Origin of the sequence: uncultured Algoriphagus sp. (assembly GCF_963974365.1) — a bacterium.
Classification (GTDB): domain Bacteria; phylum Bacteroidota; class Bacteroidia; order Cytophagales; family Cyclobacteriaceae; genus Algoriphagus.
In genome coordinates, this window is sequence record NZ_CAXBBX010000009.1 from 121,362 (window position 1) to 146,278 (window position 24,917).

The window sequence follows — 24,917 nt, forward strand, 5'->3', positions numbered from 1 at the left end:
AATGTCCACTACCACCAACGATAGCAATCTCAAAAACTGGGGTTTACTTATTCTGTTGTCTCTAATCTGGGGCAGCTCATTTATCTTGATCAAGCGAGGATTGGAAGTTTTCTCCCCAGGAGAGGTTGGAGCTTACAGAATTGTGGCTGCGGCAACTTTCCTCCTGCCACTTTCCATTCCTAGGATTAAAAATCTGGACAAAAGCCAAATCAAAAATCTCATAATTGTGGGATTGGTAGGTAGCTTCATTCCTGCGTTCCTTTTTGCCAAAGCTCAGACTCAACTCAGTAGCTCACTTACGGGCGTTCTGAATGCCCTTACGCCTCTCGCAGTAGTTGTCATAGGAGCTTTATTCTTCAATTCAAAAATTACAAGACGTAATGGAATTGGTCTTGCAATCGCTTTTATCGGTGTATTTATTTTAGTAACTGTGAAGGAAGGTTCTGGATTTGGAGCATTCACCGACATCAACTCCTACGCATTTTTCGTACTCTTGGCCTGTGTCTGCTATGGATTCAATCTGAACATCATCAAGTACAAATTTGTAAAGCTAAAACCGATTGAGATCACTGCAATATCCTTATTGATGGTCTTGCCAATGGCATTAGTTTACTTGATGGCTGGCACACAGTTTTCCTATAAAGTAGTGAATATGGATGGGGCAATCCTAGCGCTGGGATATGTAACTTTACTGGGAGTGATGGGTACTGCTATCGCATTGATTATTTTCAATGTGATGGTAAAAACAGCTACACCAGTCTTCGCTGCTTCTGTGACATATATTATCCCAATTGTGGCAATTTTCTGGGGAGTACTTGATGGAGAAGTATTGCTTCTAGGACACTACATCGGTATCGTAGCTGTAATTATTGGAGTTTGGTTTGGTAATAGAAAGAAAATAATTCAATCCTGACCCTTCGCATCAAAGGCTTTCTTCTCTTTTTTACTCATTTCGGTAGTGACTATCTCTTCAGGATAAGCCACCTCCACTTTTTGCGTTTCAGGAAAATCTGACTGCCCTTCCTTAAAAACGAATTTCATGGGCTCGAGTAAGTACTTCAACTTGCCCTCCTCATCTTTTATAGGTTTCATATTGACTAATCGCACATGCAAACCTGAATTATACTCCTCCCCAGCCGACTCAGCGAGCACGTCTCCAGGAAACACTTCTTGCCCAACTTTCACTTTTTGACTTCCCGGCCGCAAAACCATTATTTTAGTCAATGATCCATCGTCATGAAATAACTCAATGAAATTCTCAGACCTGTCATAGTCCAGATTTTGCTTCTCGTCGTATTGCTCCATGCTAATTGCTGAAACTACTCCTTTTCGTGGCGCAAGAATCTCCGTAGGCAAATCAAATCTAAAGGAAATACCCACGTAGTCTGTATTCTCTTCCTGTGGCTGAAGACGGTTTTCAATATGCGTCATACGAATAGCTGAAGCTAGCGTACCTTCGGGAAGTGGAATGAGATACAACGGCTCAGAACGCGATTTGGCAAAGTAATCTCCCTTGATGAAGGAATAGGTATAACTAATACTTGTACTCTGACCTTCCGTTCTCCGCTTCAACGTGGACACTTTGGATCTGCCAGGCCTAGCGACGACCAAACCAGATGATCCAATAGGAAGCACATTGTTGTGGGCTGTCACATCGACCAAAACAGTATAGGGTAATCTTTCGGTATTAGTCGCATACAACTCAATATCCCCATCGCTATTCCACTCAGTCTCTATGGTAATTTGAGAGAAAGTAGTATGACTGGAAAACAAAACAATGAGGAGGAATACAATTGACCGCATAGAAAGAAAGTTTAAAAACAGCTAGTTGAAACTATTAAAATAATACAGTTCCTAAAATAGTGTTTTTATAAGCATGTCTCAAACTAAAGATAGAAAAGATCGAAGCTTGTTTTGTACACCGCTACCTCACTTCATCCGCTCCCGCCATGCAAATGCCAACTTAGGTAATTGTTGGTAACTGTTGATTCCAGCTTTTACGCCTTGAGTTTTTAGAAACACATCATTCGTTTTTCTGCTTAACTCCAAAGAATAGGCTTTGATCGCTTCACTTGCTTTTCGAAGGGAAATCATATCATTTCGGATTCCAGGATCCAAGGTTTTCACCCAGATTTTATACTCTTCCGGAGCCATTCGGTAGAAATCCGAAATCTGATAATTCAATAATCGGAGCTGACCTGAATAGCCAAGCAGTGGATCATCAGAATTGGTACAAATCACCCAGGCAATAAAGTTGGCCTCACCTTCATCGGTAACACCATAGCTGTGTGCCATCTCGTGGGCTACTGTAAAAGGCTTCTCTAAGGCATGCAAGGTTGGATCGATGTAGCTTTCCCCGGTAAAAGGAAAATAGATGCCCAAGATCCCCATTTTACGCATAAAGCCAGGTGGTGGAAACAGCTTTGTCCGTGGACGACCTGTGAAATTCAAACCCATCATGTCTAGGTTGTCAGCAATGTTTGCCCGCACTAACTTTTCCAAATCTGGATAGGCAAGAATCTCCTCAATAGCCGTAGTATCACGAGTGATCGCATTCCGGTATTGCTGGGCTAGGCGCTGGGTAATGAGCACTTCGGTTTTCAACTCATCCAAATTCATGGCTCGCGGACTGAGGTTGAGTTGCTTTACGATAGGAGTACGTTGGTAATTGAAACCCCAGAGGAATAGGAAAAAGAAAATCAATGCGCCAATTCCATTTGCAAATGCACGCAAGGAATAGAGAACTCTGTTTTTCCAGCCGATTTTTTTGCGAAGCTTATAAAGATAAAAGCCAAGAATCAGCATCACGGACACTATAAACAAATAAACGCTGGGAAAAGGCAGTCTTCCCAGCGTCAAATCAATAACATTCCGGATCCCCGGAAAGAAAATTCTCGAATAAATATCGTCAGTTGCTTCAGGATTTTGAGCTGCCAAATAACGTATCCCCAAAGCAATAACTCCAAGAATCGCCCAAGACCAATCTCTCTTTCCCATAAAAAACCAACTTAAACTCCTTCTGCTACCACTTCCTTCACTTCAGGAAGCATTCTTGTCAGTAGATTTTGAATCCCGGCTTTCAGCGTCACTGTGCTCGAAGGACATCCTGAACATGAGCCTTGCAACTGTACCTTCACCACACCCTCATGGAAGGAATGGAAAACAATCGCACCACCATCTTGCTCTACTGCCGGACGGATGTACTCATCCAGAATTCCTTTGATTTTTTTCACCACTTCAGAATCATTCTCATCGAAAAGCGGATCTTTTTCAAAAGCAACTGGAACTGGCGCTTTGCCTGCTTCCAGGTATTGCTTGATATGATCACGGACGATTCCTTGGATTTCCGCCCATTCTACGGACTCTGACTTAGTCACTGTCACAAAATTGGAAGCGATAAAAACACGCTCTACAGCTGCGAAATTAAACAATTCCAGCGCGAGAGGACTGATCTTCGCACCTTCTGCATCTGGAAAATCAAAACTCACTCCCTCATCTACCAACATAAAGTTGGCTACAAACTTTAGGGAATTCGGATTAGGATTAGCCTCCATGTAGAGGTGAACAGGTCTTGCTTGTGCTTGTAGCATGGTATTCTTGATTTTTGTTTAGAAAACCGATTTGCTGACATTAAGTTCCAGCAAATCGGTTTTTCATTTCAAATGTACTTATTTGAATGGATGTCCAATCATGCACCTCCTCCATGGTCTGTGTCACATAGACCTGTTAAAGTTGGCGCGAAAGTCTGTAGCAATAGACTTGTCGAACTACGAATGGTGAGTTATCAAATTACTTGAAAGGATGACCAGTCGCTGCGTACCAGATACCGCCGTAGAGATGCTTCAGGAAAACATCATCCTCCCAAGCAGAATCCACATGGCCCAATGCTGTGTAGAATACTCTTCCACCTTCGAACTCATGATACCAAGCCATCGGGTGATTATCACCATTTCCTTTAGACACTTTATAAGTGCTTTCGTCAGCTTTGATCAGGACCTTCAAATCAGGATTGATGTCTTTGTATTCATATAATTCGTCAGTCCACATCCAGTTTTTAGGTAGATGCCAAGTGGAAGGATGATTCTGATCCACTACTTCAAGACGTAAGGTTTGCTGAGCTGGGTGGGACAAAAAGTAAGCACCCATCATCTTATTATACCAAGGCCATTGATATTCTGAATCAGCCGCCGCATGCACACCTACTACTCCTTTACCAGCTTGAACGAATTTCTGGAGAGAAGCCTGAGCCTTTTCATCAAATATAGTCCCGGTTGTACTGATCAAAATTAACACATCGTACTTCATCAAACTTTCTTCTTCCAAGACTTTAGGGTCTTCAGAAGTATACACGCTGAATACCTGCTTTTCTCCCATTTTCTTCATTGCAACTACTGCATTGGGAATAGATTGATGGCGAAAACCAGCTGTTTTGGTGTAAACCAATGCTTTGAATTGCTGAGCAGATGCTAGGACAGCAATACTGAAAACCAGCGATAGTGTGAGAAATGTACGTTTTAGGGTCATAGGATTTGAGTTGTTGGGTTATTTAATTTTGTTAATTGAACATTGAATTTATTACTTGAGCTTTGATTATTGCTAATAATATTCTTGCCTTTTTTTTAAAAAAAGCTACTTCGAAGATGTCTAACACTTAAAACAATGCTACATCGGTCATCCGTCTTCCAGCCAAAATTTTACTTGATCATTTCGAATTTCTCTCCAGCCTCTTTTCTGGAAAAGGCATTAAAGTGCCACCATTCAGAGCCGATACCAGTGAAGCCATTTTCTGTCATCACCTTACGAAGAATATTTCGGTTTGCGATCTGAGCAGCTGATAGTTTTCCTTCCGCTAGCATTTGATCTTCACGATCAGGATAAGCTGGATAGCCAAAGTAATCATAGCCAGTGCCCATATCCAAGGTTGAGTCAGCTTTCGTGTCGAAAATCGTTAAATCCACCGCAACGCCAAAGTTATGAAGACTCCCTTTTTTGGGATCAGCTACATACAAGGGCTTCAAACTGTCAGGTTTGTCTAAATTGTCCCACAGGATCTGTTGCACTGAAGATGGACGCACACCATCATATACAAGCAAGGTATAGTCAGGATATTCAGCTTTAAGCATTTCCTGCGCTTTTCTCAATTGCTCAGCGACTTCTGGCTGAAGAAAGGCTTTCGTCAAATCTCCGTAGACATCCTGCTCAAAGAAATTATCGGCGCTGGAGTATTTCAACTCAACTTTTACCTCAGGAATAACCTCCTGTACATCCACCAAACCTTGCTCCAGTAACTGCTTTTCTAATTCTGGAATCTGGACGTCCACTTTTTGATCATCCTCCTTTAGCACTCGTGCCAATTCATCAACAAACTCCACCTCTTCATCGATCACATTCACTTCACTGGGAGAGCAACTCCAGGAGATCAAAGCAATTAACATAAGTTGGATAAAGAATCTCATTGGTTCTATTTATTTCTAGTGACAATAGTGGCTGAAGCCTGAGCTGTCGGAAGCACCACCACATCGGCAATTGTCACATGCGGAGGTCTAGATACAGCAAATTCAATAATATCTGCAATATCCTGAGCGACCAGAGGTTCTATTCCCTGATAAACAGTGTCTGCTTTATTCTCATCCCCTTTGAATCTCACCAAGGAAAACTCTGTTTCAACTAAACCTGGGTGAATTGCGACCACTCGGATTCCTAATTGATTCAGATCAATCCTCATCCCTTTGGTGATGGCATCCACGGCATGCTTGCTTCCGCAATAAACGCTTCCATTGGGATAAACTTCCTTTCCAGCGATAGACCCTATATTGATGATCATTCCCGATTTTCTTTCTGTCATGCTAGGGATAATTGCTCTGGAGACATACAGCAATCCTTTCACATTGATATCCATCATCGCATCCCAATCGTCCAAACTTGCGGACTGTACAGGATCTATTCCATGTGCATTTCCTGCATTGTTGATCAGCACATCGATAGCTCTCCACTTTTCAGGAAGGTTGTCAAGAATTTCCTTTACTTTTTCCCTATCCCGTACATCGAAAACCAAAGGCAAAAAATCAACTCCGGAAGGCAATTCTGATTTCAATTCTTCCAGGCGATTCCCTCGTCTTCCTGTCGCAATGATGTTAAAGCCAATTTTCGCGAGGGTGATAGCAGCGGCTTTGCCGATCCCGGAAGTCGCTCCTGTGACTAAGGCAATTTTGTTTTTCATGAAGGCAAGATAAAAAATAATCAATGGACAACTCTCAATGATCAATGTCCAATTTTAAATGGTTCACCTCAAATAGGCATTGCCAAATCTTACAATTTTTCAATATTCAAATGTCACAATCCCTCTTATTGAAAATTCAAATAAAGTGTAATTGACTTTCTTTTGATAGATTCAATTGCATTTCGAAGTTCAGGACGCGTGTTTTCAGCCTGATAGGCATTCATCAGCCCATGCGAAAAACGAATCTCCGGCGCGAATTTGAAGTATTTGAAATAGATCTCAAACCCCATCCCTGCCTCTATAGAAAAGTCTTGGCCAGTCATCACGATATCGTCCACATTGGCTTCGTCCTGACCTTTGGTGCGAAACTGGTAGCTCGCACCACCTAGCCAATACATCCTCGTGTTATTCCATCTGACCGATCTATATTTAAACAAAAGTGGCAGTTCGACCATTGTCGCTTCTGAGCTATATTCTATGACTTTCCCAAGATTTTCTTCACTAAGTACCACATCTCCTCCGATTAATTCAGTATCGATCTGGTCATTGAAATAGGTCACTGCAGTTTTGTATTCATAGAAGCCAACTTTCGGGGTAAACATCAATGAAACCTGATCATGAAATCTTAAAATCCCTATAAATCCAAGGGAGAACCCTGGGGAAAATTTAGTTTGAATACTTCTAACTCCTGACATAGGATCGGTAGAAGAGGCATTCATAAATTCATCTGTATACTTGATTTGAAGCGTGCTATTATGAGCTGCCAAAAAGAATCCGTAAGAAAGTGGCCTGTTGTCTGAGCTCGAAGCCGAAGTCAAGCCAAACATACCCTGCCCAAACGTTGGAATCGCCGCGAAGAAAAAAACAAAACCCAGTAGGACTACTTTGTGCCTACGTAGATTGAGCTTATTCCAAATGTGAGTGGTTTGCATAGGTTACTTGTGAATCCAACGTTATTCATAATTCTCAGGAAATCCATTCCGTCCGGAAAGGCCTGTACTGACTCAGGAAGATAAGTATAAGCAGAATTGTCTTTGGATACAATCTTGCCAATCTGTGGAAGGATAGCTTTGGAATAAAATGCGTAAGCCTGCTTCATCGGTGCTTTGGTGGGCTTGCTGAATTCCAGAATCACCACTTTGCCTCCCGGCTTCAGCACACGATACATATCTGCAAGACCTTTCTCCAGGTTCTCAAAGTTCCTAACACCAAATGAAACGATGACTGCATCAAACTTATTATCCTCAAAAAGTAGTCCTTCGGAATCACCAAGCTGTAGCTCAATTTTATCCTCTAGCCCTTTTTTCTTCATTTTCTTGCGTCCTTCCTGGAGCATACCTTCGGAAATATCCACTCCGATGATCTTATCAGGATTCAAAGAAAGCGCTTCAATTGCAAAATCTCCAGTCCCAGTAGCAATATCCAAGATCAACTTGGGCTGATCATCTTTCAGATATTTAATTGCTTTTTTTCTCCAAGTAATATCAATTCCCATGCTGAGCACGTGATTGAGCAAATCATATTTGCCAGAAATGTTATTGAACATTTCTGCTACCTGATCTTTCTTGGAATCTTGCTTGTCTTTATAAGGTACTACGGCCATTGGAATTCTATCTTTGAAAGGACAATAATAGGCAAGAAACACGAGGAATGGAAAATTGTTAGACTTCCCTTTCATCCTGCCCTTTTCGGATATTGTCGTACTTTTGCACTCAAATACTTGCAGATGATCCAGAAAGCCACCTTTGTAATCAGTAATTCGAACCCCGGAAATTGTCCAAAGCCTGACCGCGCTGAGATTGCTTTTATCGGAAGATCCAATGTGGGCAAAAGCTCACTGATCAATATGCTCGTCAACCAAAAAGGACTAGCAAAAACCTCACAAAAACCAGGTAAAACCCAGCTCATCAACCACTTCATGATCAATGACAAGTGGTACCTTGTCGATCTTCCAGGCTATGGCTTCGCCAAAGTAAACTTGAAAGTAAAGCAAGGCTGGGAAAGCATGATTACGACGTATTTGACTAAGCGTGAAAATCTTTGTGGCGTTTTTGTCCTAATAGATAGCCGCCTTGAACCTCAGCAAATAGATTTGGAATTTTTGCTTTGGTGCGGGACTCAGGAAGTGCCAACTGCTTTGGTTTTCACTAAAGCAGATAAGCAATCCAAGTCAAAAACTGATCAAAACATCCAGAAGTTTTTGAAGAAAACCAGAGAGATGTTTGGAGAGAATCCAGACTACTTCGTCACCAGTGCAGAAGCTAGCACGGGAAAAGAAGAATTGACGAAGTTTATGGAAGAACTAGTAACAGAATATGAAGCTAGGTGAATCATTTAATTGATAATCCTATATTTGCAGCCTCGAAAAAATAAACCAAATGAATTTTAAAGATCTTGCCACCGTAGCCGGTAAACCCGGTTTGTTCAAAGTTTTGAAGCCTTCACGCACAGGAGTGATCCTGGAAAGTATGGATGCGAAGAAAACTAAACTCGTTGCCGGCATGTCCCAGCGTGTATCTATTCTAAGCGATATTTCTATTTATACCTTGACAGAAGAGGGCGCTGAGCCGCTAGAATCTGTGATGCAGAAGATAGAAGCTGAATTCCAAGGCGATCTTGGTTTGGATGCAAATCCTGATGATGCTGAGCTAAGAGCATTTATGAAGCATATTCTTCCGGAAGTAGATGAAGCGAGAGTATATACTTCTGATATCAAGAAATTGATCACTTGGTACAAATTACTCCGAACACAAGCACCGGAAGTTTTGGTAAAAGCAGAGGAAACGGTTGAAAAAGCTCCTGAAGTGGAGGAAAAAGCTAAAGAGGAAAAACCTAAGGCTAAGGCTAACCAAAAATCTAAAGAATAATATTACAGCCCCGATTCACCTCGGGGCTTTTTTGGCACTATCATGAGCGAATCCTTATCCCAAGAAACCTTTTTATTACTTCGCAAAGATTTTGACCTTCCAGAGAAAGCTGAGGCATTAGATGAGGAAAAAGCCATTAGCTTACTATCTAAGGTGATTTCATACATGCTCGACCGGGAATTTGAGCGATTACTCCAGATATGCTATCGGATAGATCTGGGAGAAGAAAAGCTCAAAAGAATTCTTCATGAATCCGAACCTGACCAAGTTGCTCTTGATTTAGCACAGGCTCTTTGGCTCCGGCAAAAACAAAAAGTACAGATCAGAAAAAGGTATTCAGCAAATGAATAACCACCACAAAACAAATTAAACAGAGATTTCAGTCTATTTTCCCTATTTTAGATTTTCAAAACCATACTATTTTTCCCATGAAAACTCTTCACAAACTCTCTTTTCTACTTTCCCTTGTCTGCATCGTTTTCTTTAGCGCTTGTCACGAAGATGAGGACAAAGATCCGGTTAAGTCAGATGCCGAAATCATCGGATCTGGTATCGCATGGAAATTCAGCGCAGCTACAGCAAATGGTATAAGCGTAGCCTCTTTGATAGATGCCTGCCACCTTGACAATCTTATCACTTTTAATTATGAAACCCCCATTAGTATAGGAGTAGTGGATTCAGGACCTACAAAATGTGAGGATTCGCAGCCTCAAACAGTAGATTTCACTTGGGAGTATAATGAAACTACCAAAGTGTTAACAGTGGATACAGACCTCATAGAAGTTCCTGGAGCAGAAGGAAACTTAACTGTGGAAAGTGTAATACCTACTCAACTCGTTCTTTCTCAGAATGTAGCCTTACCTAGCTTTGGCACTCAGAAAGTTCTGGTCACACTAGTTCATTGATAAAATCCGCTTTCAAATCTCACTTAGGAACTAGCTCGGGCACTTTAAACGATCCACCAGCTAGTTCCTATTTTTATATCCTCTCAAAACACTCCCAAAATGGCAAATCCTATCTGGATCATGACTTCTGCTTTTGATCAACTCAACTTAGATCAGACGATAGAAAAAGCAACAGAAATCGGCGTACAAGGCCTTGACTTATGCGTTTTCAGAAAAGATGGAACACGTGATGATTTCGTCGCTACTCACTTAGACTATGAGAATTTTGGACCTGAAGAAGCCAATAAACTGATTGAAAGATTCAATGGAGCGAAACTTCGCCTTTCTATTGGAGCTTTTGATAATCTGATCGGTGGAGATCCCGCAGAGCGAATTAAGAACCAAAACCATCTCTTGAGACTAATCCGAATGGCTTATCTGCTTGGCGGGGATGAGAACGACGTGAAAGTTGGAACCTTCGTCGGTTATAATCACGAACTCGGAAATCAAGATGGTGGGTTTGAGAAAAATCTAATGGAATATCAGCGAATCTTTGGCCCGATAATCCGCTATGCAAATAGCCTTGGAGTTACAGTTCTATATGAAAACTGCCCCATGGAAGGATGGAGAAGTTCAGGACATTTCGGCACATTCAATAACTTGACGGGGGTTTTGGCTGCACGGAAAATCATGTATGATTTAATCCCCGAGTCCAATCACGGTGAAATCTACGATCCCTCTCACGACGTTTGGCAGCATACCGATCCTGTAGAAGTGATCAAAAAAACCGACATGAATCGCCTGAAGAGAATTCACGTGAAATCCACCCGAAATAACCCGGATCCATTCTGGGGGAATATGTATCCCATGCAGGAAGTTCGAGCAGAATGGGCAGAAAAAGCTGGCATTCCTTCCAGCACGAATCCTTGGGATAGACACCACTACGAAGCTACCCTACCAGGGTTTGGATTAGGCGATTCTATGGATTGGAGAGCTTTTGTAAATATTCTAAAGGAACGTCAGTTCTCTGGCCCTTTTGAAATTGAAAATGAAGCAGTTCTCTCCAAACAAACTGGGAATATGGGAGCAATCGTCCAAGGCTGTAAAGCTGCTGTTCAAAACCTCGCTCCTTTGCTTTATGAATTGGGAGAAAATGGCTGGCAATATCCTGAGTCAGCATACAAACCTCTTTCAGAGGTGAATAGAGCCGACGTTCCCTTGATGACAATGGAGAAATTATAAAGATTAAAGTCTGAATTTTGAAATTAAAAATTTGAAAAACTTCTAGTAATCAATAGTTTACACTGTTAACGTAAACTAATATCTTTTACAAAAAGAGACTGTCCAATGGGTAAAATTCACGATGGAACCGTTCCATAGGAACGAATGGTTGGTAGCAAAAAAATGCATTGCGGTTGTTCGTTCCATAGGAACGATTGGTGACAATCTATTTACCAGACATTCCTACGGCACGAGACAAACATTTTGGATTCAATACAGCTACGTACCAATTCTCGAGATGGGAGAAATAATATCTGTATCTGCTCATCTATCAATCTATCCCAAAAGCAAATTTATTTGGCTTCCAATTTTCTTTTGGATTGCCCCGCTAGGGGCTTACTATGGGTAGAAAAAAAATTAATAATAGGATTTTGCTGTGCCTCTAGGTACTGCGCTATGAAATTCAAATGCTGTCAACACCTTTCTAGAGCCGTACCTAAAGGCACGTCAGGTTGACCTTCAAATTCTAGTTCTACCCACAGTTTGGTCCCTAACGGGACAGCGTTAATTTAATTAAGAAAAAATCTAACGATGTAATCTTCGTGCCTTCTTTGTGATCTTCGTGGTTGAAAAAATTTACTTACTCGCTTCATAACCCGTATCTGCTTTCAGATCAAATCCCTCTGCGGCCTGTACCGCTAGCACATCACAGCGCTCATTCTCGATGTTTCCAGCGTGACCTTTTACCCAGATGAATTTAGGTTTGTATTTCAGGTGAAGTGGAATATAGCGTAACCAGAGATCCGGGTTTTTCTTGTCCTTGAAGCCTTTTTTCTGCCATCCCCAAAGCCAACCTTTTTCTATAGCATCCACCACATATTTGCTGTCTGAATAAATCTGAACAGGAAATTCAGTGGTGTTGATAGCCTGTAAGGCACGGATAACAGCCAGCAACTCCATGCGGTTATTAGTCGTCAATCGAAAGCCTTCAGATAGCTCTTTGCGGTGTTTTCCGAATTTCAGGACGGCGCCATAGCCTCCCGGACCAGGATTTCCTTTGGCAGCGCCATCAGTGTAAATGGTAATCATGTCGCAAAGAAAGGCAAAATGAAGGAGAGAAAAAGATTAAATCCCAGAATCCACGCCGATTGGGAAGGCATTCGTCTTGAAAATCTTCACAGCGATAGAAAGCAAAATAATTCCAAAAATCCTTCTCAGGACATCCAGACCGGTCTTACCGATTTTGCGCTCCAGCCAACCTGTACTTTTCAAAACGATATAAACCAAGATCAGATTAAGAAGAATTCCTATCCCAATATTTATCTGTGCAAATTCAGCTTTGAGAGTCAAAATAGTAGTCAAGGTACCTGCTCCAGCAATTAGAGGAAAAGCAATAGGCACGATGGAAGCACTGTCTTTGGCATCAGGATCAGACTTGAACAACTCAATCCCCAAGATCATCTCAGCACCAATCGCAAAAATGATCAGTGCGCCAGCTATCGCAAAATCCTCCACCCCAATTCCAAAAAGCCCCAAAATTGACTTTCCTGCAAGCAAGAACAAAATCATCAAAACCCCTGCAGCAAGCGTTGCTTTTTCGGATTGAATATGGCCAACTTTCTGGCGGAGATTGACGATGATCGGGATAGAACCGAGGATATCAATCACCGAGAAAAGGATCAAAGACACCGATAAAATTTCCTTCAAATCAAACATGCCGCGAAAGTAGGGAATTTATGTTTGTGGATGTAGAAATTTGGATTTAAGAAATAATGAAACTTCTTGGTCATTTCGACGACTGAAAGGAGGAGAAATCTTATTCGGTGTTAATCTAGAGATTTCTCCTCGTCGTCCCTCCTCGTTCGAAATGACCTAATAATATACATAAAAAAGGTCCAAGCATAAGGACTTAAACCAGTTTGGCATTAAAACACCGCGTACTCTGCGCAAAACTCGGTGTTCTCCGCGGTTAATACCTCCCCAAAAACCCAATCAATTTATCCATTTCTGCATTGGTGATCGCAGGGAAATTGGCGATTCGGAAACTGGTTGGCTTATGCGGACCATAACCAGAACCCAGCTGCATTCCTTCTTTTTCCGCATCCTTTTTCACTGCTGAAATCAATTCCTCAGGACCAGTTACCGCTAATACCGTAATACTTCTTGTCTCTGCATTATCCACTAGCATTCGAAGGGACTTAGATTGAGCCACGGCATTTTCCAATTTTTTCATACGCTCGCGAAGATTCGCATCGATGTGCTGGATTTCTTCCAGGTCTTTCAAAACTCGGTTAAGCAAGTAGATCCCCAATACATTTGGTGTGTAGTGCGTCTGATAGCCCGCTGCATTTTCAAGTATGAAGCTTAGGGAATTATATCGTCCATTCTCACCCTTGCTTTCGCACTTTTCTATGGCTTTTGGAGAAAGAATCAAAATCCCCAAACCTGCTGGAAGTCCAAAACATTTTTGCACTGAACCATACCAAATATCCGCCAAAGTGAAGTCAAACTCGATTCCTGCTATAGAAGATGTAGTATCAACAGCGATCATTTTCTCAGGATATTTCTCCTTGATCTCTTCGATTACAGACATCGGAACCTGCGTCGCATTGGCAGTCTCATTTTGCGTCAGCGCGATCAGATCAAAATCTTCAGAAATCTCCAAGTTTGCTACATCGAGCGCTTGATTTGCTTCGATTTTTAGTCCGTCAGTTGCCGGATTGATATGCTTCGCAAAGCCAATCCACTTTTTCCCGAAAGAGCCAGAATAAATATGAAAACTCGCTTGCTGCACGATAGACTGGGTAATAATCTCCCAGTTTTCGGTAGCGCTAGAGGTAAATAGCAATTTGTAATCATCCGGCATGTGCAGCTTTTCGCGCATCAATTGTTCAGTTGCCTGATACAAGTTCATGAAAGCGCTACTACGGTGATTGGCACTCAGAATTCCTTCATTGTAGGCATCTTGCAGATAAGTAGGAAGGGCATCATAAACTTTAGATGGCCCGGGAGCAAATGTAAGCATAGGTAAATAGGTTATTGAAAATAGAGAATTCCTAGGGCGTATCCTTTCAGGCCAAGACCTGAAATCATACCGACACAGGATTTGGAAATAATGCTTTTGTGGCGGAATTCCTCTCGCTTATAAATATTCGAAATGTGTATTTCCAGCGTTGGCGTGGTTACTCCAGCAATGGCATCTGAAATAGCTACCGAAGTATGCGTATAGCCTCCTGCATTCAGCAAGATTGCATCAAAGGAAAACCCGACTTCGTGGATCTTATTGATCAATTCACCTTCCACATTACTTTGATAATAATGCAGTTCAACATCCTGAAAAGCTTTTTTCAAACCCTCAAAATATTCTTCGAAAGAAGTGCTTCCATAGACTTCCGGCTCTCTTTTACCCAGGAGGTTAAGATTTGGGCCGTTAATAATCATTATTTTCAAAACAAAATTCGGTTTGATAGTTGATGAGCCAAAGTTAAAAGGATTTTCAGGTTATAAAGTGGTAAAGTAGTAAAGTTGTAAGGTTTGAAAGTACGAAACCTTCTAACTTTATCACCTTACTACCTTCCAACCTGCATGCACAAAATCTGGCAAAATCACATCAAGCAATTCCGTCACTACCTCAAGCTGGAGCGGTCTTTAAGTGAAAATTCTATTGAAGCTTATACCCGGGATGTAGAGAAATTGGCGGCATATTCTGAGGTGACTTTTCCTGAAAAAAGCCCACTCTCATTGGAATTGGAGCACTTAAGGAGGTTTGTAAATGATCTAGCCAAACTGGAAATATCAGATTATACACACGCTAGAATTATTTCGGGGATCAAAGCTTTCTACAAATACCTGATGTATGAGGATAGAATCACCGAAGACCCTGCGCAACTTCTAGAAGCTCCGAAGCTTGGCCGAAAGCTACCAGACACGTTGAGTTATCAGGAGATTGTCCAGCTTTTAGAAGCAATTCCTCTTGGTGAACCGGAGGGGCATCGCAATCGCGCAATGTTGGAAATGTTGTATAGCTCAGGACTTCGGGTTTCTGAATTGACAGAACTGAAAAAAGGACAGGTTTTCGAAGATGTTGGATTTCTGAGAGTGACAGGAAAAGGTAACAAAGAGCGCTTGGTTCCCATCGGGAAAGATGCTTTGAAATATCTGAATATTTATAAAAATGAAGTTCGGGTGCATCAAGTTATAGCCAAAGGTCATGAGGAATTTGTATTCCTAAATCGCCGAGGAAAAAAGCTATCCCGGGTGATGATTTTTTTAATTATCAAAAAGACCGCTGAGCAAGCCGGAATTGAAAAGAACATTTCTCCCCATACGTTCCGCCATTCCTTCGCAACGCATCTGATAGAAGGCGGTGCTGACCTACGTGCCGTACAGGAGATGCTCGGCCATGAAAGTATCACGACGACGGAAATTTACACGCATTTGGACCGTGATTACTTAAGGCAAGTGCTGACAGATTTCCATCCGAGAAAATAGTTTTGTGTACTAAGTACAAGGTACCAAGTAACTTGGCAGGAATGAAAATTACATTATTTCATGCGGCTCCTCATTTAATTAAAGTATTCAACTAAATTACCTACATGATTAACCTTCTTTACAACTTATTTCCAGTTCTAAATAATCTCACTAAGCGTCAGAAATTAATGTTTCGCCTTTTGCTGCTAAGTGTGAGCATGATATTTTTCGGAGCTTATTTTAAAATTAACGATAAACCGAATACTGATTTAATTCTAGGCTCAGCAATGCTTATTCATGTCATTTCAATCGTTGGATTGGTAAGCAAATGGGCGAAGTATCGTACCCTAAGTGAGTCTTAAAGTAGTGTCTAACTTCATTACGAAAAATGGTTGCCTGCTGCTATTTACCCTTATTGTTTTTTCTGCCTGCACATCCACTAAAATCTATCCTAGAATCAAGTGCCATGTTCATCTAGACAAAAACGACGGAATATTACTCCTTCCACTCAATTGGCAAGAGAGCTTCAGAAAGCTATCTGTCGGAGAACAAAATAAGTTGGAAGAAATGATCGTGGAAATCTTTCAAGAGGAAGGATTTACCAAGGTGGCCATCTATGATCAGATGGATTATGAGCTTCTCAATGCAGGAATCAAGGATGTGGATGATCCCGTACAGCGCGCTAATATTGACTTGGAATTGGGCATTCCCTATCTGTTGGGGCTTAGTTTGGGAGAATTGGCTTGGACTGGCCAGTGGTCGAAGACTGATCCAACTCTCTTAGATTCTCCTAGCTATTGGGAGAGTAATACCGATATCAAAAGCATGCTCAGAGTCGCGCTGATGGAAACAGCAACTGGGAATGTTATTTCTGATTACGCAGTGGAAACCACCATAAGTGAATTCCCAATTCCCATTGGTGAAGGGCAAACGCTGGATTTGAATTTCGGGACTTTATATAAAGCTGTGTCAGTCTCGACCCGAAAAGGGATCAAAAATCTGATGAAGGACTGTGGAAGTTAATTTGTTGAGTATTGACACGAGAGACGTAAGTAGCTAGATTAAGTAAATCGGAATTGAGAAGCCTTTTACAAGATTCATCTAACCTCTTTTGACTTAATTTCCTTTCTCCAAATCTCCTTCCTTTGACCTACTGATCAAACCACCAATGAGGTGTTTCGCCGCTACTACTTGGGAATTCGCTGCACCTAAGACAAGTTTTCGGGTAATCATCGTACGGTCGTGTAGGAGAATAAGTACACACTTCCGGCTCAAAGAAAGGCACATCAGCACGTGTAGTATAAATTCTTGTTTGAGCTACACGTGCCACTTCAAAATATCCTAAAACCACCTCTTCCTCATCATCCAAATTTGAGATATTACCATAGATCGGCGCTGGAGGTGAATCGAAAACTGAACCCGAATTATTGACCAGTTCTCGCACTTTTCTCCAATACTCATAGGCTGATTTGCTGATACTCACCTGCCGAACGTTGAAGTAATGCCTGCTGAGAAAAGACTCATCAATCACCCGTTCTGCAACCACCTGCAAAGAGCTGGAAACGGAATCCCCAATTAGATCTCCGTTTAGTAAGGTGATACGTTCAGGATCTGGAAAACCAAAAACGTAGCAATCGGGCGGTGGCTGATTAAAGGGATTGGGAAAGAATGTCAAGTCCCAATAGTACGCTTCATCTACATCCCATCTTAGGTAATATCCTTTATTTTGCTCAGGCAAGGTCACCTTGGTATTAATGGAAATAAAGGAAGTTTCGGGGTTATTTTTAAAAACTCCACGATCAAAAGTATAGCCTAGTTCATCCTCCCCCACCACCTCTGGCATCTTTTCAGGTTCAGAAGTGTATTTTGCCCCACTCACTGTAATTTCCAAATGATAATAAATCCCTTCTTCGATTACCACCGTTGAATCAAGTCTGTATTTACCTGGTTCTTCCATCTGGTAATCCCATTTATCCCCAAATTCATTTACCAATATTACCCAGCCAGAAACTGGTCGTGGAAGATCGTTCATGACATAATACTGACCGGAAAGTAACGGTTTACGATCTGCAGAAGTAGTCTCAGAAAGAAAGACGTATTTGTCCTCGTTGAGATTCGAGATTTGGCCAGACACAATCAGCTTGGACTCACCCTTATTTAGCGGAAAATCAATTTTCTCCACACATGCGGACAATATGATCACTAGAAGCAGCAACCCTTTGCTCAGCCACATGGCCGTCGAAAACGACCAATTACTTCTGAAACCTGTATATTGTTGCCTGATCACTGCGAACTGCTTACTCATTTTCACCTCCTCCAAAATCTATCGTATATGAAATTGAAGGGAAGATTGCCCCCAATATTGCCAGTCGATATGGTCTTAATTGCTGAGAATCCCCATCTTTTTTCCAGAACACCGAATAAGCATTTCTTCGCCCTAGCAGGTTGTAAATACTGAAATTCAAGCTGTCTCCTTTCTTAGAAAACACTTTATCAACCGTATAAGAAATATCCACCCGGAAATAATCCGGAATTCTATATTCGTTTCTTCCACTGTATTCTGGGACAATCAAACCGCCCAATACATAGCTCGCATTGACCGCATTCACTGGACGGCCGGTGCTATAATTCACACTTAAGTTGAACAGTCCTCGTGGATACATCTTGCGGCTCAAGATGAAATTTACCTCATGTGGCTTGTCATAATTGGAGGGAAACCAATCTCCCTGATTGATTTGCTCATCTGAAAAAGCACTGGTAGTCCTGAAAAATGACCTAGAGTAGGTATAAGCTAGCCAACCTGTAAAAAGTCCTAGATTTTTCTTTGCCAATAGCTCTACTCCATAGGCTTTCCCCTCCCCGAAAACCAATTCTGTCTCCAAATGTGGATTTCCGAAAATCTCTGCAAAATCCCGGTATTCCACCTGATTTTCGGTCATCCGATAAAAGCCATCAATGGAAAACTCCCATTTGTTATCCTTGGAATTTTTGAAATACCCCAAAGAAAAGCTGTCAGACCTCTGAGGTGGAATATAGGTTGTGCTCAGCTGCCATAGATCAATTGGAGTCGGACCAAACGTATTAGAAACGGACTGAATGTACTGGTAAAGCCTAGAATAACTCAGCTTCACCGATGAATGTTGGGTGATGTTTTGGCGAAAAGAAAACCTAGGTTCAATCCCCGAGTAGCGCTGAATACTGCCTTTTCCAACTGGTGTACGTTCGATGATGTTTTCCTCAGTAATCGGTGCCTGAGACTGGTATTGATAGAGGGTATCGGGGCCAAATTGATTATACCCGGAATAGCGAATTCCTGCTACCAAACCTGTTTTCTCAGTGATTTCCCATTCCAGCGAAGCAAAAGCTGCTAGTTCCAAACCTTTCTCTTTTCCTATTTGTGATTCCTCTGCAGATGATTCCTCATTATATGGTGAAAGTCGCTCCGCTTTTCCTTTATAATAAATCCCCTCAAGTCCAGCCGTCACAGAAAAATCAGAATTTGCCCAAACTCCAGAAACTTTTCCCTGCTGATAATTCATCCCATTATCCACTCGAGCGGCATCTATTCCTTCCGGGTCAAAAAATGCATTATTAAAATTCCCATCGGTGAATAAGGCAGAAATTGATAAATTTTCGGTAAGTATTCCTTTGTACTTAACTGAACTCACCCGATTTGCCCAGTCATAACCAAATTCATTGGAAAATTTGAAGTAATCACTGGTGATCAAGGTATTTGCTTCGATTTTATGACCAGTCTTGATTTCCCAACTCAACCCTGTGTAGAGATCATAAAAGTTAAGTTTGCTGTTTTTGATATCGAAATCCCGAGCTTGTCTCAGCAGCCAATTTGTATTGGATACCCGAGCTCCGAGTATCAACGAAACTTTGTCTTTGACAAGTGGACCTTCAAGTAAGAGCTTCGCATTAGAGGTGCCCACTCCTAGCTTTCCTCCCCAATTTTCCCTGTCTCCTTCGCGCATCTGTATATCCAGCGCTGAGCCTGCTCGACCACCGAAATTGGCGGGAAGATTCCCTTTGTACAAGGTGAAATTCTCTGTGACATCTGTATTAAAAGCAGAAAGAAAACCCAAGGCATGATTGGAACTTAACACTAAGGCCTCATTCATCACTAATAAATTCTGGTCTGTTTTGGCACCACGGACATTGATTCCGGAAGTTCCCTCCCCAACTGAGCTCACTCCTGGGAGCAGCTGAAGTCCTTTGAAGATATCCGCTTCTCCCAAGAAAGCTGGAATTGCCTGAAGCTCCTGTGCTGTCAATTTTGTCACGCCAGTAATAGGGTTTCGGACATTGCGATCCGGCTCGTCAGACATCACCACCACACCTTCGAGTTCGTAGCTTTTGTCCTGCATTTCCAGATTCACCACACCATTTGCATAGCTAGTCACTTGAATGAAAATAGGAATTTTAGACAAATGCCTAAACGTAACTTTATGATTTCCGGGAGCTACTTTGACAAGGTAAGTACCAAAACGGTCTGAGGTGATTCCAGTGAATATTCCGTCCAGCGAAACTCCCACTCCTTCTACGGGATCTCCAGAAAGTTTATCGATCAATCTTCCTGTCAGGACATAGGTCTTTGGTTGATTCCCTTCATTTTTTCCAAAAAAATAAGCCACTGAATCTGTCTGAGCCAAAGAAGCACTTGCAGTCAAGTAAACTATGAAAAGGAAAAATCCCGAAAATCTCCACATACTCACCTAATATAAGAATGCTGCTATAAATAGTCTGATTTCAATGATAAACGGCTCAATTTGAATTTGGTAACGTTTGATATTTGGGAAAAGATTTAGGTTAGATATAATCAACAGTCTCTTCGACTATAGTTTTTTAACCTGAGGTGGCCATCTGCTGCTGGAAAATGAGCCTAATGATTTTTTCGGGAGCCGCCCCCTCCGGCTCTCCCTCTCTTTAAAGGCAATTGTCAACATTTCGTGTAATCACAAATTATAAATTCTCTTATCTTCAGACCTATGAAGCAAGTGTTCAGTTTACTATTCTTGCTATTGGCGGGTTTATTCCCAAGTGAATCTCAGAAAAAGCATAGATCTTTTATTGAAGGCTTTTCTTCCTCAAAGTCCAAGTATTTCGACTACGGTTCTACAGGAATAGCAGTGGACTTCAAATATGAAATGGGAATCTCATCTCCCTCAGAACCAGAAACCACGATCCTTTCTTTTAAGCTACACCCAGACGAACAAGCTGGCCCCGGCAAAGGTCTTGAGATCATTTCTAAGAATTTCACCCATTTTGGAAGCTACTCTGCAAGGTTAAAAGTACCAGATGTCAGTGATAAGCAACCGAATGTGGGAGCTGTTGTCGGGTATTTCACTTATCACGAAGACAAAGATTTAGGTCTGAGTGAGATTGACTTTGAATGGCTGATTGCTGATCCAAGAATCATCTACGTTGGGACTTGGACCGGTGAGCATGGCAAGCTTCAGCGCATCGGAAGAATCATCAATCTGGCTGAGGGAAAAATCATCGAGACGATCTCAAAGGTGAATTATGACGGGACTCCAACTCCACTAACCGGTTTGCAAAATATGCCAGAAAGTATCCAAGCCATTGAAGATTACGATGCTTCGGCTAAGTTCTATACCTATGGATTTGATTGGGAAAGTGATAAAGTGCGCTGGTGGATGCTCCATCCTGAGACTGCCGATACCGTCGTGCTATGGGACTATCAAGGTTCCCAACTTGGAATTCCCCAGCATGCTTCCAAGTATCGAATGAACTTCTGGCACACACAAGATTGGGCTGTCGAAGGTAAAGCAAACTCACTGGAGAAGCCTGAATTCCCCTTTGAGCTAGAAGTGGACTGGATGGGGTATAAAAAATAATGAAGTGCGTACCTCTGGAAGGGATTGAAAAACTTCATTCTGAAAAATTATCAGTTAATTTTTATAAAGTTCTGTCAGTCAGCACTCCCCAATTCATATTTTTTAATTACTTTTTAGTTCTAACTAATCTACCATCTTATGACTAAGGCGCTTTTACTCGGAATTCTATCAGCTTTTTTACTCTCTCCCCAGCTTTTTGGCCAATCAAAAACAGAACTAATTACCGTAAATGGAGACCAAATACGGACTAAAACTTCTGGTTTGGAGCAGCGAAAAGCACATCAACCCATCGTAATTCTCGAAGCAGGAAGTGGCGAAAGTCTGGAAATATGGAATGCCGTTTTTGAACAAATCGCTGATTTTTCACCTGTTCTTTCCTACGATCGACTTGGACTTGGAAAGTCTTCAGCATCTGAAGAAAATCCTACCGTAGATACTCGAGTCAAAGATCTCGAAGCACTTTTGGCAGAAATGAAAATCCAGCCTCCTTATATTCTCGCTGGCAACAACTGGGGAAATCTTCTGATCCGGGAATTTGCGGAAGATCATCCAAGAGAAGTCGAAGGAATGATCTATGTGGATCCTGTGTTGGATACAGAAAACTCAGAGCAGCTAAGCGCATACTTGAGTGAGAATGGCTTGGATGGTGAGAAGTTAGTATCAGACTACAGGAATTTTCAAAACCTGAGCATGGCAAACCGATCTAAAGGAAATACGCAAGAAGCTGAACTGTTTTTGGCGATGCTGGAGGAAAATAAGCTAATCTGGTCTTCGCAGGCTGTTCCAAAGGTCAGCTCATTAGTGATTCTAGGCAGTAGGTTTAATGCATTTCCAATGATGGGCTCGCTTTCAGAGAATTCTGGTGAATTTTTCAATTTATTGATTGAGTCCAAAAAGGAATTTCTAGACGAATACACACCTCTTCACCCTGAATATTCTGTACTTCTCTCTTCAGGATCAATGAATTCACTGCTTCTCCAAGAGCCTACACAAATCGCCCAATCAGTTCGCCAAGTGCTCTATGCTGATCCAAATGGGAAAATCGTGAATGCAGCACACAGGCTTAGCCCAGAAGATTTTGATACGTTTATTACAGATCTTTTCACCTATATGCCTGGCTCGTTACTTACTGAAGAGGATATCAACATGATGGGATATAGCCTCATGCGATTTGATAAGTACAAGCAAGCTTTATCACTTTTCCAGAAAAATCTTGAAAACCATCCGAATTCAGCTAATGTATATGACTCGCTTGGCGATGGTCTGATGGCGCTGGGAAGAGTAGAAGATGCTGTTCCACTTTTCCAAAAAGCAGTCGAAATGGGTGCAGAACCACGGCATCGTGATTTTGAGCTTTTCAAAAAGAATTTGATAAAAGGAGAAGCAATGTTAGCTGAGGGTAACTAACATCTAATAACTACCAACTAACTTAAAAAGCTTCCCCTATTCTAAAATAAATCCCCCAGTCATCTTTGCCTACAGCCGCATCCAATCCTATGTTGAATTTGACGGTTTTGAAGGCTCTGTAGCGGTAGCCAACTCCAAGTCCAGGGTACATTTTCCAGTTGAAAGACTCCGTATCGGAACCGTAAATCGTAGCAAGTCCAGCGAATCCAACTACGCCCATTTTCTCTCCAAAATTATAGCGGTATTCTCCTTGAATTGCCATTTGACCATCACCTCTATATTTCCCCTCAGAATAACCTCGGATATCCTTCCCCCCTAGTGTCACCTGCTGCTCGAAAGCGATATCACCTAAGCCAAAAGTGCCTGAAAATCTCGCTGCAAGCACATCTTTGCCATTTTTCATCGGGAAATAGCGATTGTACTCCGTCAGGATTTTATTTGCAGACACATCATTACCAAACCATTCCGGATAAGCGATATACCTCAATTTGCTGTTTACTCCCGTCATAGGATAGTAGACAGCATCTCGGGTATCCAGCATAAGATTGAGCTCTAGCCCATTCGTCTGAGTAGTTGATTCGGGCTGCACATCATCCTCATACGTAGTATGGTAGTTGGCATAGGTGTATGACACACCTGCGAAAAGTTTTTTGGCAATCTTTCGCTGAGCTCCAACGCTCACTAGCGTAGTATTTGTCCCGTAATCATAAAATCCAGGAGCGTCCAAATCATCCATGTAAAACTGGGAATTATGATCTCCAGTGACTGCAAACATTTTTATTCTCCATGTATCCTCAGCCAAATACCAGCGGTTAAAAATCGAGATAAAATAGGAGCCATTGGTGGTATAAACTGCTGCTAATCCAGAAAGTGATTTGGGAGAAATAGTATCAGCCTGATTCAATCGATACATCGCCATGGGAATTGCCCCAATCATAAACTTTAGATTTCGATTATAACTGATGTAAGGCATCACGTTAAAATCCACCTTTTTCTGTACAGTAGAGTCTTGCTTTTCTATTTTGTTATTTTCTTGATCTTGTGCAAACACAAGGGTGGAGCATAACAGTAGTATTATAAAAAGTAATTGTTTTTTCATCTAAAAGTCGGCTTGATGTCACTCTGGCCAAGTTAATATGTTTTTAATCAAAACCCCATTTCAAGAGAGGTGACTTACCTAGACACTATCTTCACTTGATAATCCCGCATATCCTTGAGTTTTCCTTCGGCAACCAGTATTTTTTGACTAACCAACTCTTTCAATCGCCAGTTGAGAAAGGAATCATTTACGGCAAAATCTATTTCAACTAAAACCCTACCAATAATCTGTGCAGGCTTCTGGAATTCTTCTTTGCACAGGGTCAAAATATGCTTATCAAAATAGGACTCTTCAGCATAACTGATCTTTTGCTCTTCATCTGTAATCCTTAAACCACCTTCCTCCCCACTTACGCTTTCCCACAGATTTACCCACTTTTTTAGTTCTGCTTCTTTTAAGAGATAAAAGGTTTTTTCTACATTTTCAACATTCTCAGGATTTACTTCAACTAGGGTTTTTGCCTTGAAAAAATGACCTTTCATGGCCTTTAGCTCAAGATTAGAAAAATCAGTCAAGTAAATTTTCAGCGTTGTATTTGATAAACTATGCAAGAGCCTAGCAGTGCCTAAAACGTCAATGGTAGTGATCCCACACCAAATATGTAATTCCTTTAGTTCCCCGGCATTATTGATTATCTCCTCAATTTTATTGTAATCTTCATTTACGTAGGAAGAATAGTTATCCAACTCATAAGTAGTTTCACGATATATGGAAGCTAGCCATTCTACTCTTTGTTTTCTGCCAATTTCTGATTCCAAAGCGTCGATTGGACCAATAACCAAGTCGTCATTGAGGCTAATAATATTCTCATCAATTAAGGAGGAATCTGGAGTAAGAGTCAAACTCCTTCTACAAAAATCGCTAAAAACAATATGCATGATAGAG

General features: G+C 41.5%; 27 protein-coding genes. 11 read left to right on the forward strand and 16 right to left on the reverse strand.

Annotated elements, in window-relative coordinates; all coding sequences use genetic code 11:
• The first annotated feature begins 1 nt into the window (after position 1).
• A complete protein-coding gene (locus AACZ87_RS13415; protein WP_339867891.1) occupies positions 2-913 on the forward strand; it encodes a DMT family transporter in 912 nt (303 codons plus the stop codon).
• On the opposite strand, the gene AACZ87_RS13420 is transcribed toward AACZ87_RS13415, so the two are convergent.
• The 8 genes from AACZ87_RS13420 to ubiE all read right to left on the reverse strand — a co-directional run bounded on the left by AACZ87_RS13420 (position 904) and on the right by ubiE (position 7,823).
• A complete protein-coding gene (locus tag AACZ87_RS13420) occupies positions 904-1,803 on the reverse strand; it encodes a M23 family metallopeptidase (protein ID WP_339867892.1) in 900 nt (299 codons plus the stop codon). The genes AACZ87_RS13415 and AACZ87_RS13420 overlap by 10 nt on opposite strands.
• A gap of 126 nt (positions 1,804-1,929) precedes the next feature.
• Positions 1,930-2,997 (reverse strand): DUF3810 domain-containing protein, encoded by a 1,068-nt coding sequence (locus AACZ87_RS13425; RefSeq protein WP_339867893.1) that lies wholly within the window; start codon positions 2,995-2,997, stop codon positions 1,930-1,932.
• 11 nt (positions 2,998-3,008) lie between these two features.
• Positions 3,009-3,590, reverse strand: a complete 582-nt coding sequence (locus AACZ87_RS13430) for a NifU family protein (RefSeq protein ID WP_339867894.1) — start codon at positions 3,588-3,590, stop codon at positions 3,009-3,011.
• 199 nt (positions 3,591-3,789) lie between these two features.
• Positions 3,790-4,524, reverse strand: a complete 735-nt coding sequence (locus AACZ87_RS13435) for a ThuA domain-containing protein (RefSeq protein ID WP_339867895.1) — start codon at positions 4,522-4,524, stop codon at positions 3,790-3,792.
• Positions 4,525-4,694: 170 nt separating this feature from the next.
• The gene (locus AACZ87_RS13440) at positions 4,695-5,456 is read right to left on the reverse strand and encodes a M15 family metallopeptidase (protein ID WP_339867896.1); all 762 of its coding nucleotides are present in this window, start codon (positions 5,454-5,456) and stop codon (positions 4,695-4,697) included.
• Positions 5,457-5,461: 5 nt separating this feature from the next.
• On the reverse strand, positions 5,462-6,220 hold the full coding sequence (locus tag AACZ87_RS13445) for an SDR family NAD(P)-dependent oxidoreductase (protein WP_339867897.1): 759 nt from the start codon (positions 6,218-6,220) through the stop codon (positions 5,462-5,464).
• A gap of 125 nt (positions 6,221-6,345) precedes the next feature.
• Positions 6,346-7,152 (reverse strand): porin family protein, encoded by an 807-nt coding sequence (locus AACZ87_RS13450; protein WP_339867898.1) that lies wholly within the window; start codon positions 7,150-7,152, stop codon positions 6,346-6,348.
• Positions 7,101-7,823, reverse strand: a complete 723-nt coding sequence (gene ubiE / locus AACZ87_RS13455) for a bifunctional demethylmenaquinone methyltransferase/2-methoxy-6-polyprenyl-1,4-benzoquinol methylase UbiE (RefSeq protein ID WP_339867900.1) — start codon at positions 7,821-7,823, stop codon at positions 7,101-7,103. The genes AACZ87_RS13450 and ubiE overlap by 52 nt, the downstream gene beginning before the upstream one ends.
• A 123-nt stretch (positions 7,824-7,946) precedes the next feature.
• Between ubiE and yihA the strand changes: the two genes are divergently transcribed.
• From yihA to AACZ87_RS13480, 5 genes are all read left to right on the forward strand, one after another.
• Entirely contained in the window at positions 7,947-8,549 is a 603-nt protein-coding gene (gene yihA, locus AACZ87_RS13460) for a ribosome biogenesis GTP-binding protein YihA/YsxC (protein WP_339867901.1), read from the forward strand.
• 49 nt (positions 8,550-8,598) lie between these two features.
• Positions 8,599-9,087: a DUF5606 domain-containing protein gene (locus AACZ87_RS13465; protein WP_339867903.1), complete on the forward strand. Its 489-nt coding sequence runs from the start codon at positions 8,599-8,601 to the stop codon at positions 9,085-9,087.
• Positions 9,088-9,129: 42 nt separating this feature from the next.
• Entirely contained in the window at positions 9,130-9,438 is a 309-nt protein-coding gene (locus AACZ87_RS13470; RefSeq protein WP_339867905.1) for a hypothetical protein, read from the forward strand.
• A 77-nt stretch (positions 9,439-9,515) separates the two neighbouring features.
• The gene (locus AACZ87_RS13475; RefSeq protein WP_339867906.1) at positions 9,516-9,992 is read left to right on the forward strand and encodes a hypothetical protein; all 477 of its coding nucleotides are present in this window, start codon (positions 9,516-9,518) and stop codon (positions 9,990-9,992) included.
• Positions 9,993-10,091: 99 nt separating this feature from the next.
• On the forward strand, positions 10,092-11,213 hold the full coding sequence (locus AACZ87_RS13480) for a sugar phosphate isomerase/epimerase (protein ID WP_339867907.1): 1,122 nt from the start codon (positions 10,092-10,094) through the stop codon (positions 11,211-11,213).
• Positions 11,214-11,828: 615 nt separating this feature from the next.
• Here the strand turns inward: AACZ87_RS13480 and rnhA are convergent.
• The 4 genes from rnhA to aroQ all read right to left on the reverse strand — a co-directional run bounded on the left by rnhA (position 11,829) and on the right by aroQ (position 14,642).
• Entirely contained in the window at positions 11,829-12,281 is a 453-nt protein-coding gene (gene rnhA / locus AACZ87_RS13485; protein WP_339867908.1) for a ribonuclease HI, read from the reverse strand.
• Positions 12,282-12,317: 36 nt separating this feature from the next.
• Positions 12,318-12,908 carry a MarC family protein gene (locus tag AACZ87_RS13490; protein WP_283414732.1) on the reverse strand — a complete coding sequence of 197 codons (591 nt, stop codon included), beginning with the start codon at positions 12,906-12,908 and terminating at the stop codon, positions 12,318-12,320.
• Between the two features lie 253 nt (positions 12,909-13,161).
• Positions 13,162-14,217: an aminotransferase class V-fold PLP-dependent enzyme gene (locus AACZ87_RS13495; RefSeq protein WP_339867909.1), complete on the reverse strand. Its 1,056-nt coding sequence runs from the start codon at positions 14,215-14,217 to the stop codon at positions 13,162-13,164.
• 11 nt (positions 14,218-14,228) lie between these two features.
• Positions 14,229-14,642, reverse strand: a complete 414-nt coding sequence (gene aroQ / locus AACZ87_RS13500) for a type II 3-dehydroquinate dehydratase (RefSeq protein WP_283414734.1) — start codon at positions 14,640-14,642, stop codon at positions 14,229-14,231.
• Between the two features lie 135 nt (positions 14,643-14,777).
• Between aroQ and xerD the strand changes: the two genes are divergently transcribed.
• The 3 genes from xerD to AACZ87_RS13515 all read left to right on the forward strand — a co-directional run bounded on the left by xerD (position 14,778) and on the right by AACZ87_RS13515 (position 16,685).
• A complete protein-coding gene (xerD, locus tag AACZ87_RS13505) occupies positions 14,778-15,683 on the forward strand; it encodes a site-specific tyrosine recombinase XerD (RefSeq protein WP_339867911.1) in 906 nt (301 codons plus the stop codon).
• 104 nt (positions 15,684-15,787) lie between these two features.
• The gene (locus AACZ87_RS13510) at positions 15,788-16,024 is read left to right on the forward strand and encodes a hypothetical protein (RefSeq protein WP_339867913.1); all 237 of its coding nucleotides are present in this window, start codon (positions 15,788-15,790) and stop codon (positions 16,022-16,024) included.
• Between the two features lie 4 nt (positions 16,025-16,028).
• On the forward strand, positions 16,029-16,685 hold the full coding sequence (locus AACZ87_RS13515) for a hypothetical protein (RefSeq protein WP_339867915.1): 657 nt from the start codon (positions 16,029-16,031) through the stop codon (positions 16,683-16,685).
• Positions 16,686-16,812: 127 nt separating this feature from the next.
• Here AACZ87_RS13515 and AACZ87_RS13520 read toward each other — a convergent pair whose 3' ends face one another.
• Positions 16,813-17,967, reverse strand: coding sequence for a DUF4249 domain-containing protein (locus AACZ87_RS13520; protein ID WP_339867917.1), 1,155 nt, complete (start codon positions 17,965-17,967; stop codon positions 16,813-16,815).
• The gene (locus tag AACZ87_RS13525) at positions 17,960-20,377 is read right to left on the reverse strand and encodes a TonB-dependent receptor (RefSeq protein ID WP_339867918.1); all 2,418 of its coding nucleotides are present in this window, start codon (positions 20,375-20,377) and stop codon (positions 17,960-17,962) included. Before AACZ87_RS13525 ends, AACZ87_RS13520 begins: the two co-directional genes overlap by 8 nt.
• 279 nt (positions 20,378-20,656) lie before the next feature.
• On the opposite strand from AACZ87_RS13525, the gene AACZ87_RS13530 reads away from it, so the two are divergent.
• Together AACZ87_RS13530 and AACZ87_RS13535 are read left to right on the forward strand one after the other, a co-directional pair.
• Complete coding sequence (locus AACZ87_RS13530; RefSeq protein ID WP_339867920.1) at positions 20,657-21,526, forward strand: glycoside hydrolase family 16 protein; 870 nt, start codon at positions 20,657-20,659, stop codon at positions 21,524-21,526.
• Positions 21,527-21,664: 138 nt separating this feature from the next.
• Positions 21,665-22,933, forward strand: coding sequence for an alpha/beta fold hydrolase (locus AACZ87_RS13535; protein ID WP_339867921.1), 1,269 nt, complete (start codon positions 21,665-21,667; stop codon positions 22,931-22,933).
• A 22-nt stretch (positions 22,934-22,955) separates the two neighbouring features.
• Here the strand turns inward: AACZ87_RS13535 and AACZ87_RS13540 are convergent, their stop codons facing one another.
• Positions 22,956-24,032: a BamA/TamA family outer membrane protein gene (locus AACZ87_RS13540; protein ID WP_339867922.1), complete on the reverse strand. Its 1,077-nt coding sequence runs from the start codon at positions 24,030-24,032 to the stop codon at positions 22,956-22,958.
• A 74-nt stretch (positions 24,033-24,106) separates the two neighbouring features.
• The gene (locus AACZ87_RS13545; RefSeq protein WP_339867924.1) at positions 24,107-24,910 is read right to left on the reverse strand and encodes a DUF3658 domain-containing protein; all 804 of its coding nucleotides are present in this window, start codon (positions 24,908-24,910) and stop codon (positions 24,107-24,109) included.
• Positions 24,911-24,917: the final 7 nt, after the last annotated feature.

What these genes read in the sequence shown, in the direction of transcription:
- AACZ87_RS13415 (WP_339867891.1), top strand. Translation starts at nt 2, where the DNA reads ATGTCCACTACCACCAACGATAGCAATCTCAAAAACTGGGGTTTACTT.
- AACZ87_RS13420 (WP_339867892.1), bottom strand. Translation starts at nt 1,803, where the DNA reads ATGCGGTCAATTGTATTCCTCCTCATTGTTTTGTTTTCCAGTCATACT.
- AACZ87_RS13425 (WP_339867893.1), bottom strand. Translation starts at nt 2,997, where the DNA reads ATGGGAAAGAGAGATTGGTCTTGGGCGATTCTTGGAGTTATTGCTTTG.
- AACZ87_RS13430 (WP_339867894.1), bottom strand. Translation starts at nt 3,590, where the DNA reads ATGCTACAAGCACAAGCAAGACCTGTTCACCTCTACATGGAGGCTAAT.
- AACZ87_RS13435 (WP_339867895.1), bottom strand. Translation starts at nt 4,524, where the DNA reads ATGACCCTAAAACGTACATTTCTCACACTATCGCTGGTTTTCAGTATT.
- AACZ87_RS13440 (WP_339867896.1), bottom strand. Translation starts at nt 5,456, where the DNA reads ATGAGATTCTTTATCCAACTTATGTTAATTGCTTTGATCTCCTGGAGT.
- AACZ87_RS13445 (WP_339867897.1), bottom strand. Translation starts at nt 6,220, where the DNA reads ATGAAAAACAAAATTGCCTTAGTCACAGGAGCGACTTCCGGGATCGGC.
- AACZ87_RS13450 (WP_339867898.1), bottom strand. Translation starts at nt 7,152, where the DNA reads ATGCAAACCACTCACATTTGGAATAAGCTCAATCTACGTAGGCACAAA.
- ubiE (WP_339867900.1), bottom strand. Translation starts at nt 7,823, where the DNA reads ATGGCCGTAGTACCTTATAAAGACAAGCAAGATTCCAAGAAAGATCAG.
- yihA (WP_339867901.1), top strand. Translation starts at nt 7,947, where the DNA reads ATGATCCAGAAAGCCACCTTTGTAATCAGTAATTCGAACCCCGGAAAT.
- AACZ87_RS13465 (WP_339867903.1), top strand. Translation starts at nt 8,599, where the DNA reads ATGAATTTTAAAGATCTTGCCACCGTAGCCGGTAAACCCGGTTTGTTC.
- AACZ87_RS13470 (WP_339867905.1), top strand. Translation starts at nt 9,130, where the DNA reads ATGAGCGAATCCTTATCCCAAGAAACCTTTTTATTACTTCGCAAAGAT.
- AACZ87_RS13475 (WP_339867906.1), top strand. Translation starts at nt 9,516, where the DNA reads ATGAAAACTCTTCACAAACTCTCTTTTCTACTTTCCCTTGTCTGCATC.
- AACZ87_RS13480 (WP_339867907.1), top strand. Translation starts at nt 10,092, where the DNA reads ATGGCAAATCCTATCTGGATCATGACTTCTGCTTTTGATCAACTCAAC.
- rnhA (WP_339867908.1), bottom strand. Translation starts at nt 12,281, where the DNA reads ATGATTACCATTTACACTGATGGCGCTGCCAAAGGAAATCCTGGTCCG.
- AACZ87_RS13490 (WP_283414732.1), bottom strand. Translation starts at nt 12,908, where the DNA reads ATGTTTGATTTGAAGGAAATTTTATCGGTGTCTTTGATCCTTTTCTCG.
- AACZ87_RS13495 (WP_339867909.1), bottom strand. Translation starts at nt 14,217, where the DNA reads ATGCTTACATTTGCTCCCGGGCCATCTAAAGTTTATGATGCCCTTCCT.
- xerD (WP_339867911.1), top strand. Translation starts at nt 14,778, where the DNA reads ATGCACAAAATCTGGCAAAATCACATCAAGCAATTCCGTCACTACCTC.
- AACZ87_RS13510 (WP_339867913.1), top strand. Translation starts at nt 15,788, where the DNA reads ATGATTAACCTTCTTTACAACTTATTTCCAGTTCTAAATAATCTCACT.
- AACZ87_RS13520 (WP_339867917.1), bottom strand. Translation starts at nt 17,967, where the DNA reads ATGAGTAAGCAGTTCGCAGTGATCAGGCAACAATATACAGGTTTCAGA.
- AACZ87_RS13525 (WP_339867918.1), bottom strand. Translation starts at nt 20,377, where the DNA reads ATGTGGAGATTTTCGGGATTTTTCCTTTTCATAGTTTACTTGACTGCA.
- AACZ87_RS13530 (WP_339867920.1), top strand. Translation starts at nt 20,657, where the DNA reads ATGAAGCAAGTGTTCAGTTTACTATTCTTGCTATTGGCGGGTTTATTC.
- AACZ87_RS13535 (WP_339867921.1), top strand. Translation starts at nt 21,665, where the DNA reads ATGACTAAGGCGCTTTTACTCGGAATTCTATCAGCTTTTTTACTCTCT.
- AACZ87_RS13540 (WP_339867922.1), bottom strand. Translation starts at nt 24,032, where the DNA reads ATGAAAAAACAATTACTTTTTATAATACTACTGTTATGCTCCACCCTT.
- AACZ87_RS13545 (WP_339867924.1), bottom strand. Translation starts at nt 24,910, where the DNA reads ATGCATATTGTTTTTAGCGATTTTTGTAGAAGGAGTTTGACTCTTACT.